Here is a 16349-nt window from a genome sequence, read left to right as displayed (position 1 = left end):
ACCGGGGCCAAGCCGGCCCTAGCCTCCGGGGTCCAACAGGAGACGCGCCGCGGTGACGATCCACGCGCAACCGACACTGCCCGAAGGCGGCAAGGCCCGCCGGGTGTACCTGTTGCTGCGGGAAGAGATTTCAAACGGCGCTTTCGCCCCCGGGGTCCGCCTGCCGGGCGAGCACAAGCTTGCCGAGACCTTCGAGGTCAGCCGCATCACCATCCGCCGCGCGCTGGACGCGCTGGCCGCCGACGGCTGGATCGAGAAGCGCACCGGCTCGGGCTCGGTCGTGCTGCCACGCGACCCTGCCGAGCGGGGCATCGCCGCCGATTTCGCCACGCTGATCCCGCATCTGGTCGAGATGGACCGCGCCACCACCGCGCGGCTCCTGTCCTTTTCCTACGGCCCGGCCTCCGACGCCGTGGCCGACGCGCTGGGCCTGCCGCGCGGCGGCAAGGTGCAGTCGGCCGTGCGCGTCCGTTACCTCGGCGAACAGCCGTTTTCCCACCTCACCACCCATGTGCCCGAGGACATCGCGCAGGGCTATGGCGAGGCCGACCTCGCCACCCAGCCCCTGTTCCGCCTGCTGGAGCGCAGCGGCGTGACGGTGGCCGGGGCGCACCAGAGCGTGACCGCCGCGCTGGCGGTGCCCGATGTCGCCGCGGCGCTGGGGGTGTCCGTCGGCTCGCCGCTCCTGTTCGTGACCCGCGTGGTGCGCGACGCGCAGGGGCGGGGGGTGGAGCACCTGTCGGCGCTCTACCGGCCCGACCTGTTCCGGCTCGAGATGCAGCTGACCCGCGTCGGCAACGGCGAGCAGCGCCACTGGGCGCCGGTGATCGGGGCGCGCGAGCCATGACCGCACGGACGCTCCTCGACAAGCTCTGGGATGCGCACGAGATCCTGCGCCGCGCCGATGGCGCGTCGCTGCTCTGGGTCGACCGGCACCTGGTGCACGAGGGCTCGCACCACGCCTTCGGCAAGATTGCCGAGCGCGGGCTGCCGGTGGCCGAGCCGGGGCTGACCTTCGGCGTGGTCGACCACTACGCGCCGACCCGCGGCGGCCCGGCGACGCCCGCCATCGCCCGCATGATCGCCACGCTGGAGGCGAACGCGGCGGCGCATGGCATCCGGCTGTTCGGGCTGACCGATCCGGGGCAGGGGATCGTGCATGTGATCGGGCCCGAGCAGGGGCTGACGCTGCCGGGGCTCCTGATCAACTGCGGCGACAGCCATACCTCGACCCATGGCGCCTTCGGGGCGCTGGCCTTCGGGATCGGCGCGACCGAGGTGGCGCATGTGCTGGCGACCCAGACGATCTGGCAGAAGCGGCCGGCGGCGATGCGGATCACGGTCGACGGCCGGCTCGGGCCGGGCGTGGGGGCCAAGGACCTTGCGCTGGCCTGGATCGCCCGGCTGGGCGCCGACGGGGCGCGCGGGCACGCCATCGAGTACGCAGGGACCGCGGTGCGGGCGCTGTCGATGGAGGGGCGGATGACGCTCTGCAACCTGTCCATCGAGGGCGGCGCGCGCTTTGGCCTGATCGCGCCGGACGAGACCACCTTCGCCTATCTGAAGGGCCGCCCCCATGCGCCCGCCGGCGCCGACTGGGACCGCGCGGTGGCGGATTGGGCGGCGCTGCCGAGCGACCCGGACGCGGTGTTCGCCCGCGAGGTCACGCTGGACGCCGCCGAGATCGCCCCCATCGTCACCTGGGGCACCTCGCCCGAGGAGGCGCTGCCGGTGACGGCCACGGTGCCCGACCCCGCCGGCCTGCCGCCCGCCGACGCCGCGCGGGTGCAGGCGTCGCTCGACTACATGGGCCTCGTGCCCGGCCGGCCGCTGACCTCGGTCGCCATCGACCGGGTCTTCATCGGCTCCTGCACCAACGCCCGGATCGAGGACCTGCGCGCCGCCGCCGCCGTGCTGGCCGGGCGCACATCGCGGGTGCCGGGGCTGGTGTCGCCCGGCTCGCAGGCGGTCAAGGCGCAGGCCGAGGCCGAGGGGCTCGACCGCATCTTCGCGCAGGCCGGGCTCGACTGGGTCGGCGCGGGCTGTTCCATGTGCGTTGCGATGAACGGCGACAGCGTCGGCGCGGGCGAGCGCTGCGCCTCCAGCACCAACCGCAACTTCCGCGGGCGGCAGGGGCGCGATGCGCGCACCCACCTGATGTCGCCCGCCATGGTCGCGGCGGCGGCTGTCACCGGGCACCTGGCCGACGTGCGCCCCCTGCTGGCGGGGAGGGACGCGGCATGAGCGGATGGGCGCGACACGAGGGGCTTGCGGTCGCGCTCGACCGCGAGAACGTGGACACCGACCAGCTGATCCCGGCGCGCTTCATGTCGACGCCGCGGGCCGAGGGCTATGGCCGCTTCCTGCTGCACGACCTGCGCTTCGACGCGGGTGGCGCACCGGTGCCGAGCTTCGTGCTGAACCGCGCGCCGGGGGCGAGCGTGCTGGTCACGCGCCGCAACTTCGGCAGCGGGTCGTCGCGCGAGGCGGCGGTCTATGCGCTGGTCGATTACGGCATCCGCGCGGTGCTGGCCCCGAGCTTCGGCGACATCTTCGCCTCGAACGCCGTCAACAACGGCCTTCTGCCCGCCCGGATCGAGGCCGACGCCGCCGACGCCCTGATCGCCGCGCTGGGGCAGGGCACCGCGCCCGCCACAATCGACCTGGCCGCCGGCACCGCGACCGTGGGCGACACGACGCTGCCCTTCGCGCTCGACCCGGTCTGGCGCGAGAAACTGATCAACGGCTGGGACGACATCGACCTGACCCGCCACCACGCCGCCGCCATCGCCGCCTACCGCGCGCGGCTGGCGGCCGACCGAGCTTGGGCCATTCCGCGAGGGGAGCACGCCCGATAACCGCGCGACGGGCCCACCCGTCCGCACAACCAACGCCAGGGCACTGGCAACAGGGAGAGGAGAAACGAGGACATGAAGACGCAACTGGTGGCCGGCATCTTCGCCGGCGCGACGCTGGTCGGGGCCGCGGCCCAGGCCCAGCAGACGATCACGGCGGTGCACGCCTTCCCCGAGACGCTGATCTACACCCAGAGCTTCCTCGCCTTCGTCGAGGCGGTGAACGAGGCCGGCGAGGGCGTGATCCAGATCGAGGTCCGCGGCGGCCCCGAGGCGATCGGCACCTTCCAGCAGCCCGACGCCGTGCGCGACGGCATCGTGGACATGGTCTACACCCCGGGCTCCTTCTACGGCGGCGCGCTGCCCGAGAAGGACGCGCTGGTGGCGTCGAACCTGACCGCGATCGAGACCCGCGAGAACGGCGGCATCGCGCTGATCGACCAGCTCCACCGCGAGCGGATGGGCGTGATGTACCTCGGCTGGTTCGACAGCGGCGTGTGCTACAACCTGTGGACCCGCAACGAGCCCACCTTCGACGCCGACGGCAACCTCGAAGTCGACGGCCTGCGCCTGCGCGGCAACGCGGTCTACAACGCCTTCTTCACCAACTACCTCGGCGCGCAGGTGATCGACCTGCCCACCGGCGAGGTCTACTCGGCGCTGCAGAACGGCGTGGTCGACGCCACCGGCTGGACGCAGATCGGCCTGATCGACCTGCGCTGGAACGAGTTCCTGAACTACCGGATCGAGCCCTGCTTCTTCTCGACCGACCTGGGCGTCATCATCAACCTCGACACCTGGGAGAGCCTGACGCCCGAGGCGCAGACCATCCTGCAGGACGTGGCCATCCAGCACGAGATCAACAGCGTGAACGCGCTGCGCGAGCGCCGTGACCAGGACTTCGCCGCGCTGGCCGAGCAGGGGATGCAGGTGGTGGAACTGGAGGGCGAGGCCCGCGCCAACTACCTGCGCGCCGCCCGCGAGGAGACCTGGGCGCGGATGCGCGAGCTGATGGAGGCGAACCCCGCCCCGTCGTCCGACTACGACCGCCTGATCGAGCTGTTCTTCGACGCGAACGCCGACTGATCCGGCCCGACGACCCCGGGCCGGGGCGCCAATGCCCCGGCCCGACCCCACACTCGCCCGCGGAGCCCCCATGCGCGACCTCGTCCGCGTCTACGACGCCTTCCTGTCCCTGATGGCGCTGATCGCCGCCGCCACGCTGGTGTGGCTGATGGTGTCGGTCGTGGTGTCCGTGCTGATGCGCAACCTCGGGCTGCAACCCTTTGCCTGGCTGTTCACCTCGGCGGAATACGGGTTGCTCTACATGACCATGCTCGGCGCGCCCTGGCTCGTGCGCGAGAAGGGGCATGTCCACATCGAGCTTGTCACCGCGGCCCTGCCGCCGCGGGTGCGGCGCGTGGTCAGCCGGGCGGTCGCCGCGGGCTGCGTCGTGATCTCGCTGATCCTGGCCTGGTACGGCCTGCAGCTGTTCCTGACCAACATCGAGCGCAACGACTTCGATGTGCGCGCCTACTATTACCCCCGCTGGCTCCTGACGATCACCTTCCCGATCGCCTTCAGCTTCATGGCGGTCGAGTTCGCCCGCTTCGTCTTCGGCCCCGAGCTGATGCATTCCGGCGAGGCGGGGATCCACGAATGATGGAGTGGTACGAGGCCCTCGCGCTGCTGGTCGGCAGCATCATGGTGCTGATGGCGCTGGGGATGCCCGTGGCGCTGGCCTTTCTCGGCGCCAACATCCTCGGCGCCTGGATCTTCATGGGCGGCGAGCGCGGCGTGGTCGCGCTCCTGAACAACGGCTGGGGCGGGCTGACCACCTTCGCGCTGGTGCCGATCCCGCTGTTCCTGCTGATGGGCGAGATCTTCTTCCAGACCGGGCTCGGGGCGCGGATGTTCTCGGCCATCGACCGGCTGCTCGGGCGGCTGCCCGGGCGGCTCAGCTACGTCACCGTGCTGGGTGGCACCGGGTTTTCCACGCTGTCGGGCTCGTCCATGGGGTCCACCGCGCTGCTGGGGTCGCTGATGGTGCCCGAGATGGAGCGCCGCGGCTACAAGCGGCACATGTCCATCGGCCCGATCCTGGGCACCGGCGGGCTGGCCATCATCATCCCGCCCTCGGCGCTGGCCGTGCTGCTGGCGACGCTGGCGCAGATCGACGTCGGCGCGCTCCTGATCGCGGGGGTGATCCCCGGCCTGATCCTCGCGGGCTTCTACGTCGCCACGATCTACCTGCAGACCCGCCTCGACCCCACGGCCGCCCCCGCCTACGACGTGCCGAAACAGACCGCGGCCGAGAAGGTCTGGCTCCTGCTGCGCGACGTGGTGCCGATGATCGGCCTGATGGTCGTCATCGTCATCCTGATGATCAACGGCTTCATGACCCCGTCCGAGGCCGCGGCCTTCGGGGCGCTGGGCGTCCTGATCCTCGCCGCGCTCTACCGCTGCCTCAGCTGGGACGCGGTCAAGCGGTCGATCCGCGGCGCGCTCCGGGTCACGCTGATGGCCTACCTGATCGTGTTCGGCTCGGCGACCTTCAGCCAGCTGCTGGCCTTTTCGGGGGCCTCGCGCGGGCTGATCACCTGGGCCACGGGCTTCGAGCTCGACCCGATCATGATGCTGCTGGTGATGTTCGGGGTGCTGCTGATCCTCGGCATGTTCATGGAGCAGATCTCGATCATGCTCCTGACGGTGCCGATCTTCTTCCCGCTGGCCACCAGTCTCGGCTTCGACCCGATCTGGTTCGGGCTGATCATGCTGCTGGCGCTGGAGATCAGCTTCACGACGCCGCCCTTCGGCTTGCTGCTGTTCGTGATGAAGGGCGTGGCGCCTGCCGACACCACCATGCGCGAGATCTACCGGGCGGCCTTTCCCTTCATCCTGTGCTCGCTGCTGGTGGTGGCGCTCCTGATCCTGTTCCCGCCGCTGGCGACCTGGTTGCCGGGGCTGGGCTGAGGCGCCGGAATGCGGCTTGCCTTGGGGCCTCGTGAAAGGATATTTTCACGGGTATGTCACCCGCCCAGAAGGCCTCCTTCGTTGCGCGCATCCGGGACGCGATGCCCGGCCTCCACCGCAGCGAGAAGCGGCTGGCCGAGACGATCCTGAATTTCCCCGGCCAGCTCGCCAGCTATACCGCCACGGAACTCGCGCGGATCGCCGGCGTGTCGAACGCGACCGTCACCCGTTTCGTGCGCAAGATCGGCTATGCCTCCTTCGAGGAGGCCCGCCAGGCCGTGCGCGAGGAACAGACGGCCGGCACCGCGCTGTTCCGGGTGGCGGGCGAGGGGGCACAGGCGGGCGGGCAGCTCGCCCGCCACGCGGCGCAGTCGCAGCTGAACGTGGAGCAGACGCTCGCCCCCCTCGACGAGGCCGAGATCGACGCGCTGGTCGCCGCCATGGCCTCGGCGCGGCGGCTGTGGCTGGTCGGCTTCCGCGCCGGGCAGCCCTTTGCCCGCTACCTCGGCTGGCAGGTGCTGCAGGTGCGGTCGGATGTGACGGTGCTGCCCCGCGACGGGGAAACGCTGGCCGAAAGCCTCGCCGCGATCGAGCCGGCGGACTGCGTGATCCTCTTCGCGCTCCGTCGCCCGCCGCGGCTGCTGGATGCGCTGGCGGCCGAGCTGGCGCGCAGCGGCGCGGCGGTGGCGGTGCTGGGCGACGTGGCGCAGCTGTCGGCGCTCCCGGCCCGCTGGCACCTGCCTTGCGCCACCGCGGGGTCGGGGGCGCTGTTCAACCATGCCGGCGTGATGGCGTTGTGCGGGATGCTGGCCTCGCGGATGATCGAGCGCACCGGCGCCACCGGCCGCCGCCGGCTCAGCGCGATCGAGGACCTGCACGATTCGCTTGGCGAGATCTGAGCCGCCCGGCGGCGCGGCCGGTGCAAAAGGAGCGGTCAGACTGCCCCGCATGCTGCCTGTTTCTTGAGCGAACGCCGCCGCGCGACCGCGCCCCATCATGAAAAACTGTTTTCATGATGGCGAAACGGAGAAAAACTGGTTGCGCAAGGGATCACCCTTCCCGCCAGTTCCCGACCGAAAGGACCGCCTCCATGACCCAACTGAGAAAATCCGTTTTCGTCGCTGCGGCCGCCCTCGCGCTGCCCGGCGCCGCGCTGGCCCAGACCGTGCTGCAGGTGAATTCCTCGCTGCCCGAGGGCTCCTTCGCCCACGTGTTCCTGCAGGAATACGAGGCCCGCCTCGAGGCCGCGACCGACGGCGCCGTCGACGTGCAGATCTTCATGGGCAACACGCTCGGCTCCGAGGAGGACGTTCTGCAGGGCCTCTCGCTCGGCACCCACCACGCCTCGCTGTCGGCGTCGGCCATCGCCCAGATCAACACCCGCGCCGCCATCTTCGACCTGCCCTACCTGTTCGAGGACCGCGCCGCGGTGCAGACCTTCGCCGCCAGCCCCGCGGGCGAGATGCTAGCCGATGGCTTCGACGGCACCGGCATGGTGCTGGCCGCGATGTGGGACAACGGGTTCCGGCAGATCACCAACAACGTGCGCCCCATCGTCGTGCCCGCTGATCTGGAAGGTCTCAAGATCCGCACCCCCACCAGCCGCCAGCGCGTCGAGATGTTCAACACCCTCGGCGCCAACGCGACGCCGCTGTCCTTCGGCGAGGTCTACTCGGCGCTGGACCAGGGCGTGATCGACGGGCAGGAGAACCCCGCCCAGATCGTCGACAGCGCGCGCCTCTACGAGGTGCAGGAATACATGTCGCTGTCGAACCACGTCTACCTGCCGACCTTCCTGGTGTTCGGCGAGCCCTACCTCGCGGGCGTCGACCCGGCGCTGGCCGAGGCGATGCTGACCGTCGCGGCCGAGGTCGCGCCCTGGACCTTCGCCTGGGGTGACACCACCGACGCCGAGGTCGTGGCGGCGCTGGCCGACCGCATCGCGATCAACGAGATCGACTTCGCCGCCTTCCAGGCCGCCGCCGCGCCGCTCTACGAGAGCCCGACCTTCGTGGACGTGATCGGCGCCGACATGATCGCCGCGACCCGCGCCGCGCTCGGCATCGAGTGACCGAGACAGGAGCCCCCGCCATGACCGCCATCATCGCCCGCCTCGACCTCTGGCTCACGCGCCTGCTCGACTGGGCGGTGATCGGTCTGGCGGGGCTCCTGTTCTGCCTCCTGAACGTCGCGGTGTTCACCCGCTTCGTCCTGAACGACTCCGTGTCCTGGTCCGAGGAACTGCCGGCGCATGTGCTGGCGGTCCTCACCTTCATCGGCGCGGCCTACCTGACGCGGACGTCGGAACACCTCGGCTTCGACGCCGTGGTGCGCATCCTGCCCCCCGCCGCCAAGCGCGCGGTGATGGCCGGCAACCTCCTCCTGATGGCGTTCTTCGGCGGGCTGCTGGCGTATTACGGCGGCATCGCGGCGGCGAGTTTCGGCAGCCGGATGCTCATTTCCGTCGACCTGCCGATGGCGCTGTTCCGCTACGCCATGCCCGTGGGCGGCGCCCTGATCGCCGTCATCAGCCTCACGCGCCTCGCAGGTCTCCTGACCGGGCGGGTCGCACCCGACGACCTTTTGCCCGAAAGCGACGCGTGATGTTCCTCGATCCCGGCTGGATCATCCTGATCCTTCTCGTCGTCCTGCTGATCGCGGGGCTGCCCATCGCCTTCGTCCTCGGCGTGACTGCCGCGGTGATGATCCTGCTCGACCCCGCCGTGGTGCCGCAGATCATCGGGCTGATCCCCTTCGGCGGGGCCAACAACTACCTGCTGGTGGCCGCGCTCTTGTTCATGATCGCGGGCGAGGTGATGAACCAGGGCCGCATCGCGGAAAAGCTGATCGCCTTCGCCTCCAGCCTCGTGGGCCACATCCGCGGCGGGCTCGCCCACGTCAACATCCTGACATCGCTGTTCTTTTCCGAGATCTCGGGCACCGCCACCTCGGACGCGGCCGCGATCGGGTCGGTCATGATCCCGCAGATGAAGAAGCGCGGCTACCCCGCCGCCTTCGCCGCCGCCGTCACCTCGACCTCGGCGACCATGGCGATCATCGTGCCGCCGTCGCTGAACCTGATCCTTTACGCCTATGTCGCCAACGCCTCGATCGCCGAGCTGTTCGCGGCGGGCATCCTGCCGGGCATCCTGGTCTGCGGCCTCCTGATGGCGACGGCCTACATCATCTCGGTCAAGCGGGGCTATCCGACCGAGGGCGCCTTCGAGTTCCGCCGCGTGCTGGAAACCGGCCGCGACGCCGCGATCCCCCTGACCCTGCCGATCCTGATCCTTGTCGGAATCCTCGGCGGCATCTTCACCGCGACCGAGGCCGGCGCCATCGCGGCCTTCTGGTCGATCATCCTGGCGATGTTCCTCTACCGCACCATCCGGCTCGGCACGCTGGTCGACACGCTGCGGGTCGCGGGCAAGCGCAGCGCGATGCTGATGTTCATCGTCGCCACCTCGACGCTGCTGGGCTGGTACCTGACCAACCAGCGCATCCCGCAGGACATCGCGCAGGCGATCCTCGGGATCTCGGACAACTACTGGGTCGTGCTCGCCGCCATCAACATCTTCTTCCTGTTGGCCGGCACCATCATCCACGGCACCCCCGCGATCCTGATGCTGGTGCCGATCTTCCTGCCGCTGGCCGACCAGCTGGGCATCGACCGGGTGCATTTCGGCCTGATCCTGACGATCAACCTCGGCATCGGGCAGCAGACCCCGCCGGTGGCCTCGGTGGTGCTGATCACCTGCGCCATCGCCAAGATCTCCATCGCCAAGATCATCCCGTCGCTGATGTGGTTCCTGCTGGCGATGCTGGTGGCGCTGGTGCTGGTGAACCTGTTCCCGGCCATCGTGCTCTGGCTGCCCTCGGTGATCCTCTGATGCGGCTGCTGATCGTGAACCCCAACACCTCGCCCGGCGTGACCGCGCGGATCGAGGCCGCCGCGCAGGCGGTGGCGGGGCCGGGCGACCGCTTCACCACGGTCTCGGCCGCCTTCGGGCCGCCGCTGATCGTCACCGGCGCCGACGCCGAGGCGGCGACCGAGGGCGTGCTGGCCGCCATCGCCCAGCACGAGGGGCCGGTGGACGGCATCGTCCTGGCCTCCTTCGGCGACACCGGCGCCGACGAGGTGCGGGCGGCCTGGCCGGACGTTCCCGTCATCGGCATCGCCGAGGCGGCCTTTGCCGAGGCGGCCCGGATCGGCGGCCCCTTCGCCATCGTCACCTTCGCCCCCGAGGTCGCGCCGCCGCTGGCCGAACGCGCCGGCCGCCACGGCCTGGCCGACGCCCTCCTGCGGGTGGCCGCGCCCGAGGGCCCCCTGCACCACGACCCCGCCGAGGTGGCCGACGCGCTGTTCGGGCCCCTCCTGCGCCTGTCGCTCGACTGCGCGGCCGAGGGCGCGCGCAGCATCGTCATGGGCGGCGGCCCGCTGGCGGGGCTGGCCGCCCGCATCGCGCCCCATTGCCCGGTGCCCGCCATCGACGGCACCCAGGCGGCGGTCGCCCGGATGCGCGAGACCGTGAGCGCCTGAGACGCGCCCCCTGGCCGTGATTTCCCCCGCCCAACGCGAAAAATCGCGCTATACCTCACCTCAGGCCCGGAGGAGGGGCCGGGCGGCTTGGACAGGGGAGGACCAGGGATGCTTGCACGACTACTCGTTCCGGTGCGGGGCGACGGCATGGGGGAAACGGTGCTGGCCCACGCGGCGGCGCTGGCGCACCGGCACGGCGCGCACATCGTGGTGGCGCATTGCCGGGCGCGGCCCGAGGACATGATGCCCCACGGCATCCCGCTGCCGGCCTTCGCGCGCGACACCATGCTGGCGCAGGCCGCCCAGCTGGCCGACCAGGAGGAAAAGGCCCTGCGCGCGCGGCTGCACGAGCTGGCCGTGGGCCTCGACCTGCAGGAGACCGACAGCCCCTCGGGCGGGCGGGCCACGGTCGCCTTCGTCGAGGAATTCGGCACCATGCCCGACGTGATCAAGCACAACGGGCGGCTGGCCGACCTGATCGTGGTGGGCAAGCCCGACCGCGACCGCAACCTCGGCACCAACGCCCTGAAATCGGGGCTGTTCCAGACCGGCCGGCCGGTGCTGATGTGCCCCCGCGCCGAGACCGCCACGCCCGACTTCGGCGCCCGGATCGCGGTGGGCTGGAACGGGTCGATCGAGGCGGCGCGCACCGTGGCGCTGACCCTCGACCTCGCCGCCGCCGCCGAGGAGGTGACCATCCTCGCCGCCGGCAAGGGCAAGCCCCACGGCGCGACGCCCGAGGAGCTGCGGGAGTATTACCGCCTGCGCGGGATCACCGCCCGCATCCATCGCTTCGAGGCGCGCAATCCCGGCCTCGCCCTGCTGGACAAGGCGCCCGAGGTCGGGGCCACCCTGCTCCTGATGGGCGCCTACGGGCAGAGCCACGAGCGCGAGACGCTGTTCGGGGGCAACACGCAATCCGTTGTCGACAAAGCGGAATTGCCCGTGGTCATGGCGCATTGAAAGAAAATTTCGTTGCGCAAGAAAGTATCCCTTGAAGCGGGTTGATTGAAAGATAGTTACCCTCCCCAGATCGCTGCGGCGGCGCGGGCCCGAAAGACCCGCGTCCCGCGTCACGACGGAGGAGGAGTTGTCATGTCGATCACCAAGCGCACGTTCCTGACCCTGACCTGTGCGGCGACCCTCGCCGTCACGCCGGTCGTGTCCTTCGCCCAGGGCTGGGAGCCCCGGCGCCCCATCGATTTCGTCATCATGGCGGGCCCGGGCGGCGGCGCCGACCAGATCGCCCGCTTCATCCAGTCGGTGGCCGAGCGCTACGACCTGACCTCGCGCCCGCTGGTGCCGAACAACCAGGGCGGCGGCTCGGGCGCCGAGGCGCTCCTGTCGGTCAGCGGCACCTCGGACCCCGACCACACCATCCTCGTCACGCTGAACTCGTTCTTCACCACGCCCCTGCGGCAGGCGAACCTGGGCATCGACGTCCAGACCTTCACGCCGATCGCGATGATGGGGGTCGACCCCTTCGTGCTGTGGGTCCATGTCGACTCGGGCATCACCAGCTTCGACCAGTGGCTGGAAACTGTGCGCGGCATGAACGGCGAATACGTCATGGGCGGCACGGGCACCGGGCAGGAGGACAGCATCGTCATCGCCTTCCTGTCGGGGGCCTACGACCTCGACATCACCTACATCCCCTATGACGGCGGCGGCGCCGTGGCGCGCGACCTCGCGGGCCAGCAGATCATGGCGACGGTGAACAACCCCGCCGAGGCCAAGGGCTTCTACGAGGCCGGCGACTTCGTCCCTCTGCTCGCCTTCTCGGACGAGCGGCTGCCGGCCTTCCCGGACATCCCGACCGTGCGCGAGCTGGGCCACGATTTCTCCTACGCCAACCAGCGGGCCGTCGTCGGCGCGCCGGGCATGTCGGAGGAGGCGGCCGAGTACTACCGCGCCGTCTTCACCCAGGTCTACGAGAGCGAGGAATGGCAGGGCTACCTCGAGTCCGAGAGCCTGTCGCCCTTGTGGATGAACGCCGACGAACAGCGCGCCTACTGGACGACGCAGGTCGAGGCGCACCGCGAGCTTCTTGCGGCGCTCGGGCAGTGACGCCGGCGGCTTGACGGCAGCCTGACCGGCGGGGGACGACATGCGAAACGGTGAAATCGGCGCGGCGGGCGTTCTGGCGCTCTTCTCCCTCTACCTGATGTGGAAGAGCACCGAACTGCCTATCGGCTTCGTCGAGGGCCGGGGGCCGGGCGGCGGCGCCTGGCCCTTCTGGCTGTCCGCGATCATGCTGCTGTGCTGCGGGATGATCGCGCTGAACTGGTGGCGGCGGACAAGTCCGCCGTCGCAATCCGACGAGCCGTTCCTCGACGGACACGGCTGGCGGATGGTGGCGCTGGTCGGCGGAAGCCTGATCGGCTTCATCGCCCTGATCGACGTGGTGTCGATGTACGGCGCCATCGCGGTGTTCCTGGTGGTCTACCTGCGTTTCCTCGGGCGGCACTCCTGGGCCCTGACCCTGGTGCTGGCGCTCGCCATGCCGATCGGCTTCTTCTTCTTCTTCGAAGGCGCCATGCGGATCACCATGCCGAGCGGCATGTCGTTCACCGACCCGGTGTTCGACATCCTCTACGACATCATCTACTAGGCGCACCCCGATATGGAAATCCTTGGCCTTCTTTTCGACGGCGTGCTGATCGCCTTGCAGCCGCTGAACCTCGTGCTGATCCTGGTCGGCGTGACGCTCGGGCTGTTCATCGGGGCCATGCCCGGCCTCGGCTCGGTCAACGGGGTGGCGATCCTGTTGCCGATCACCTTCCTCGTGCCGCCGACGGGCGCGATCATCTTTCTCGCCGCGATCTACTACGGGGCGATGTACGGCGGCGCCATCTCGTCGATCACGCTGGGCATCCCCGGCGCCTCGACGGCGGTGGCGACCACCTTCGACGGCAGGCCGCTGGCGATGCAGGGGCGGGCGAGCCTTGCGCTGGTCACGGCCGCGGTGGCCAGCTTCGTCGGCGGGACCGTCGCCAACATCATCTTCACCGGCTTCGCGCCGCTCCTGGCCGGGGTGGCCCTGTCCTTCGGTCCGCCCGAGATCTTCGCGCTGATGCTGCTGGCGTTTGCCACCTTCGTCGGTCTCGGCACCGACGACATTCCCAAGACGATCTTCTCGATCTGCTTCGGCCTCGTGCTGGGCGCCATCGGCTTCGACCAGATCTCGGGCGCGCCCCGGCTGGTGCTGTTCGACATCAACGGCTTCCTGCAGGGCATCGGCTTCCTCGTGCTGGCGATCGGCGTCTACGGCATCGGCGAGATGCTCTGGACCATCGAGCAGACCCGCGGCGAGGTCGAGAACACCACGCCCAAGATGACCGCCAAGGGCATGGTCGCGGACACCGCCGAGGCCACGCGCAAGGGCTGGAAGGGCATGGGCATCGGCTCGCTGCTCGGCTTCTTCGTCGGCATCCTGCCCGCCGCGGGCGCGACGCCCGCCGCACTGATGGCCTATGGCGTCGCCAAGATGACCTCGCGCAGGCCGCAGAACTTCGGCCGCGGCGAGGTCGACGGCATCGCCGCGCCCGAGGCGGCCAACAACTCGGCCTCGACGGGCTCCATGCTGCCGATGCTGACGCTGGGCATTCCCGGATCGCCCACCACGGCGATCCTGCTCGGCGGCATGGTGATCTGGGGCCTGACCCCCGGCCCGCGCCTGTTCATCGAGGAGACGGAATTCGTCTGGGGCCTGATCGGGTCGTTCTACGTCTCGAACGTGGCCGCGCTCCTGATCAACCTCGCCTTCATCCCGGTGTTCATCTGGATGCTGCGGATGCCCTTCACGATCCTCGCGCCGGTGATCTTCGTGCTGTCGGTGATCGGCGGCTACGCCGCGACGCGCGACATGTTCGACATCTGGATGATCTTGGTGTTCGGCCTCGGCGCCTTCGTGCTTCGGCGGCTCGACTACCCGCTGGCGCCGGCGGTGCTGGCCATCGTGCTTGGCCCGATCGCCGAGCCGACGCTGCGGCAGTCGCTGCTGCTGTCGCAGGGCGATCCGACGATCTTCTTCACCCGGCCCATCGCGGGGCCGATCACGGTGGTGGCGATCATCCTGATCCTGCTGCCGGCGCTCAAGCTCCTGCGCCCGCGCAAGCCCGGGCGCGACGGCGCCGCCTGACCTGCCACGCCGTTCCCATCGGCGGTCCGGCCCGCTAGGCTGGCCGCCGACGGGCACCGCGGAGGGGCGGGGGATGACGGTTGAGATTGCGATCGTGCTGGGGCTTCTGGTGGCGGGCATGGTGCTGTTCGCCACCGAGGCGCTTCCGGCGGACGTGACCGCGCTGTCGCTCCTGTCGGCGCTGGTGGCGACCGGCGTCCTGACACCGGCCGAGGCCTTCGCGGGCTTCGGCAGCGAGATCATCATCCTGCTGGCCGCGGTGATGGTCCTGGCCGGGGCGGTGGTGAAGTCCGGCGTGCTGGACGGGCTGGGCCGGCTCGCGCACCGGGTCGGGGGCGGCCGGCCGCGCGGGGCGCTCCTGTCGCTGCTGATGCTGTCGGCCGGCAGTTCCAGCCTGTTCAGCAACACCACCACCACCGCCGTCCTGATGCCCGCCGCGATCGAGACCGCGCGGCGCGCCGCCATCAGCCCCAGCCGCGTGCTGATGCCGCTGGCCTTCGCCTCGATGCTGGGGGGCGCGGGCACGCTGATCGGCACGTCCGCGAACCTCGCCGGCAGCGCCATGGCCGAGCGGCTGGGCTTGCAGCCCTTCGGCCTGTTCGAGTTCCTGGGCGTCGGCGCGGCGGTCGCGCTGTCGGGCCTGCTGTGGCTCGCGCTGCCCGGCTTCGCGCTCCTGCCCGCGCGGCGCCCGGTCGCGGCGGGGGACGGGGCCGAGCCGCGCGGCTTCTTCACCACGCTCGGCCTGGCCGAGGGCTCTGCCATGATCGGCCGGACCGTGGCCGAGGCCGGCTTCGACGCGTTCGAGGCCGACCTTCTCGCGGTGGAGCGGGACGGAGAGCGGCTGGCCCCGCACCCCGCGCGCAAGCTGCGCGAGGGCGACCGGCTGATCGTGCGCGCCACCCGCGACGGCATCCTCAAGCTGCGCCGCTCGCCCGATGTCGTGCTGGAGCCGGACCTCGACGGGGCGCGGGCCCCGCGGGACGAGGCCGAGCCGGTGCTGGCCGAGGCGGTGATCGCCCCGCAGTCCCGGCTGGCCGGCCAGACCCTGCGCCGGACCGGCGTGTTCGACCGCCACCGCGCGGTTGTGCTGGCGATCTGGCGCCGCGACCGCAGCCGCCCGGCCCGGATCGAGAACCTGCGCCTGCGCGCGGGCGACCTGATGCTGCTGGAGGCCCCCGAGGACGAGGTCGTGCGGCTGGGGGCCTCGCCCGACCTGCGCGTGCTCAGCCGCGTCGACGCCGCCGTCGTCACCCGCCGCGAGGGCGGTGCGGCGCTGGCCGCCATGGCCGCGGCGCTGCTGCTCGGGGCCTTCGGCGTGGTGCCGCTGTCGCTGGCGTTTTTGGTCGCGGTGCTGGTGGTCGTGGTGGCCGGCAACCTCGACATGGCCGAGGCGTACCGGGTGATCGAGTGGCGGCTGCTGGTGCTGATCGCGGCGATGTCGGGCTTTGGCCTCGCCATGCAGGACACCGGCGCGGCGGAGTACCTGGCCGGCTATGTGGTGGGGCTGGCCGCGCCCTTCGGGCCGCTGGCGGCGATGGCGGGGCTGAGCCTGCTGACCGTGGTCCTGACCCAGCCGATGTCGAACGCCGCCGCCGCGCTGACCGTGATCCCGATCGCGGTGGCGGCGGCCGACGGGCTGGGCCTCGACCCGCGGATGCTGGCCATCCTGGTGACGCTGTCGGCCTCGATGTCCTTCCTCTCGCCGCTCGAACCCGCCTGCCTGCTGGTCTACGACGCGGGCCGCTACCGGTTCCTCGACTACGTCCGCGCGGGCCTGCCGCTGACGCTGATCTGCAACGGCCTGCTCCTGCTGCTGGTGCCGCTGGTCTGGGGCTGAGGC

The 16349-nt window shown here is 70.7% G+C and carries 16 protein-coding genes; all 16 read left to right on the top strand.

The window, feature by feature from the left end:
* Positions 1–52: 52 nt before the first annotated feature.
* On the top strand, positions 53–847 hold the full coding sequence (locus tag HCU73_RS14340) for a UTRA domain-containing protein (RefSeq protein ID WP_168624152.1): 795 nt from the start codon (positions 53–55) through the stop codon (positions 845–847).
* Positions 844–2244, top strand: a complete 1401-nt coding sequence (gene leuC, locus HCU73_RS14335; protein WP_168624151.1) for a 3-isopropylmalate dehydratase large subunit — start codon at positions 844–846, stop codon at positions 2242–2244. Before HCU73_RS14340 ends, leuC begins: the two co-directional genes overlap by 4 nt.
* On the top strand, positions 2241–2858 hold the full coding sequence (leuD, locus tag HCU73_RS14330; protein WP_168624150.1) for a 3-isopropylmalate dehydratase small subunit: 618 nt from the start codon (positions 2241–2243) through the stop codon (positions 2856–2858). Before leuC ends, leuD begins: the two co-directional genes overlap by 4 nt.
* Positions 2859–2930: 72 nt before the next feature.
* Complete coding sequence (dctP, locus tag HCU73_RS14325) at positions 2931–3941, top strand: TRAP transporter substrate-binding protein DctP (RefSeq protein WP_168624149.1); 1011 nt, start codon at positions 2931–2933, stop codon at positions 3939–3941.
* A 70-nt stretch (positions 3942–4011) separates the two neighbouring features.
* Complete coding sequence (locus HCU73_RS14320; protein ID WP_168624148.1) at positions 4012–4518, top strand: TRAP transporter small permease; 507 nt, start codon at positions 4012–4014, stop codon at positions 4516–4518.
* Complete coding sequence (locus tag HCU73_RS14315; RefSeq protein ID WP_168624346.1) at positions 4518–5828, top strand: TRAP transporter large permease; 1311 nt, start codon at positions 4518–4520, stop codon at positions 5826–5828. Before HCU73_RS14320 ends, HCU73_RS14315 begins: the two co-directional genes overlap by 1 nt.
* A gap of 53 nt (positions 5829–5881) precedes the next feature.
* Complete coding sequence (locus HCU73_RS14310) at positions 5882–6727, top strand: MurR/RpiR family transcriptional regulator (RefSeq protein ID WP_168624147.1); 846 nt, start codon at positions 5882–5884, stop codon at positions 6725–6727.
* Positions 6728–6918: 191 nt separating this feature from the next.
* Positions 6919–7899, top strand: coding sequence for a TRAP transporter substrate-binding protein (locus tag HCU73_RS14305; RefSeq protein WP_168624146.1), 981 nt, complete (start codon positions 6919–6921; stop codon positions 7897–7899).
* Positions 7900–7919: 20 nt separating this feature from the next.
* Positions 7920–8432: a TRAP transporter small permease gene (locus HCU73_RS14300; RefSeq protein ID WP_168624145.1), complete on the top strand. Its 513-nt coding sequence runs from the start codon at positions 7920–7922 to the stop codon at positions 8430–8432.
* Positions 8432–9718, top strand: a complete 1287-nt coding sequence (locus tag HCU73_RS14295) for a TRAP transporter large permease (protein WP_168624144.1) — start codon at positions 8432–8434, stop codon at positions 9716–9718. Before HCU73_RS14300 ends, HCU73_RS14295 begins: the two co-directional genes overlap by 1 nt.
* On the top strand, positions 9718–10368 hold the full coding sequence (locus HCU73_RS14290) for an aspartate/glutamate racemase family protein (protein ID WP_168624143.1): 651 nt from the start codon (positions 9718–9720) through the stop codon (positions 10366–10368). The genes HCU73_RS14295 and HCU73_RS14290 overlap by 1 nt, the downstream gene beginning before the upstream one ends.
* 108 nt (positions 10369–10476) lie before the next feature.
* On the top strand, positions 10477–11331 hold the full coding sequence (locus tag HCU73_RS14285) for a universal stress protein (RefSeq protein ID WP_168624142.1): 855 nt from the start codon (positions 10477–10479) through the stop codon (positions 11329–11331).
* 132 nt (positions 11332–11463) lie between these two features.
* Positions 11464–12435 (top strand): Bug family tripartite tricarboxylate transporter substrate binding protein, encoded by a 972-nt coding sequence (locus HCU73_RS14280; RefSeq protein ID WP_168624141.1) that lies wholly within the window; start codon positions 11464–11466, stop codon positions 12433–12435.
* A 40-nt stretch (positions 12436–12475) separates the two neighbouring features.
* Positions 12476–12979, top strand: a complete 504-nt coding sequence (locus HCU73_RS14275; protein WP_168624140.1) for a tripartite tricarboxylate transporter TctB family protein — start codon at positions 12476–12478, stop codon at positions 12977–12979.
* A 12-nt stretch (positions 12980–12991) separates the two neighbouring features.
* A complete protein-coding gene (locus HCU73_RS14270) occupies positions 12992–14509 on the top strand; it encodes a tripartite tricarboxylate transporter permease (RefSeq protein ID WP_168624139.1) in 1518 nt (505 codons plus the stop codon).
* 73 nt (positions 14510–14582) lie between these two features.
* Complete coding sequence (locus HCU73_RS14265) at positions 14583–16346, top strand: SLC13 family permease (protein WP_168624138.1); 1764 nt, start codon at positions 14583–14585, stop codon at positions 16344–16346.
* Positions 16347–16349: the final 3 nt, after the last annotated feature.

This window comes from Roseicyclus persicicus (assembly GCF_012395815.1).
GTDB classification, from domain to species: domain Bacteria; phylum Pseudomonadota; class Alphaproteobacteria; order Rhodobacterales; family Rhodobacteraceae; genus Roseicyclus; species Roseicyclus persicicus.
This window is presented reverse-complemented; position numbering and strand designations above follow the sequence as displayed.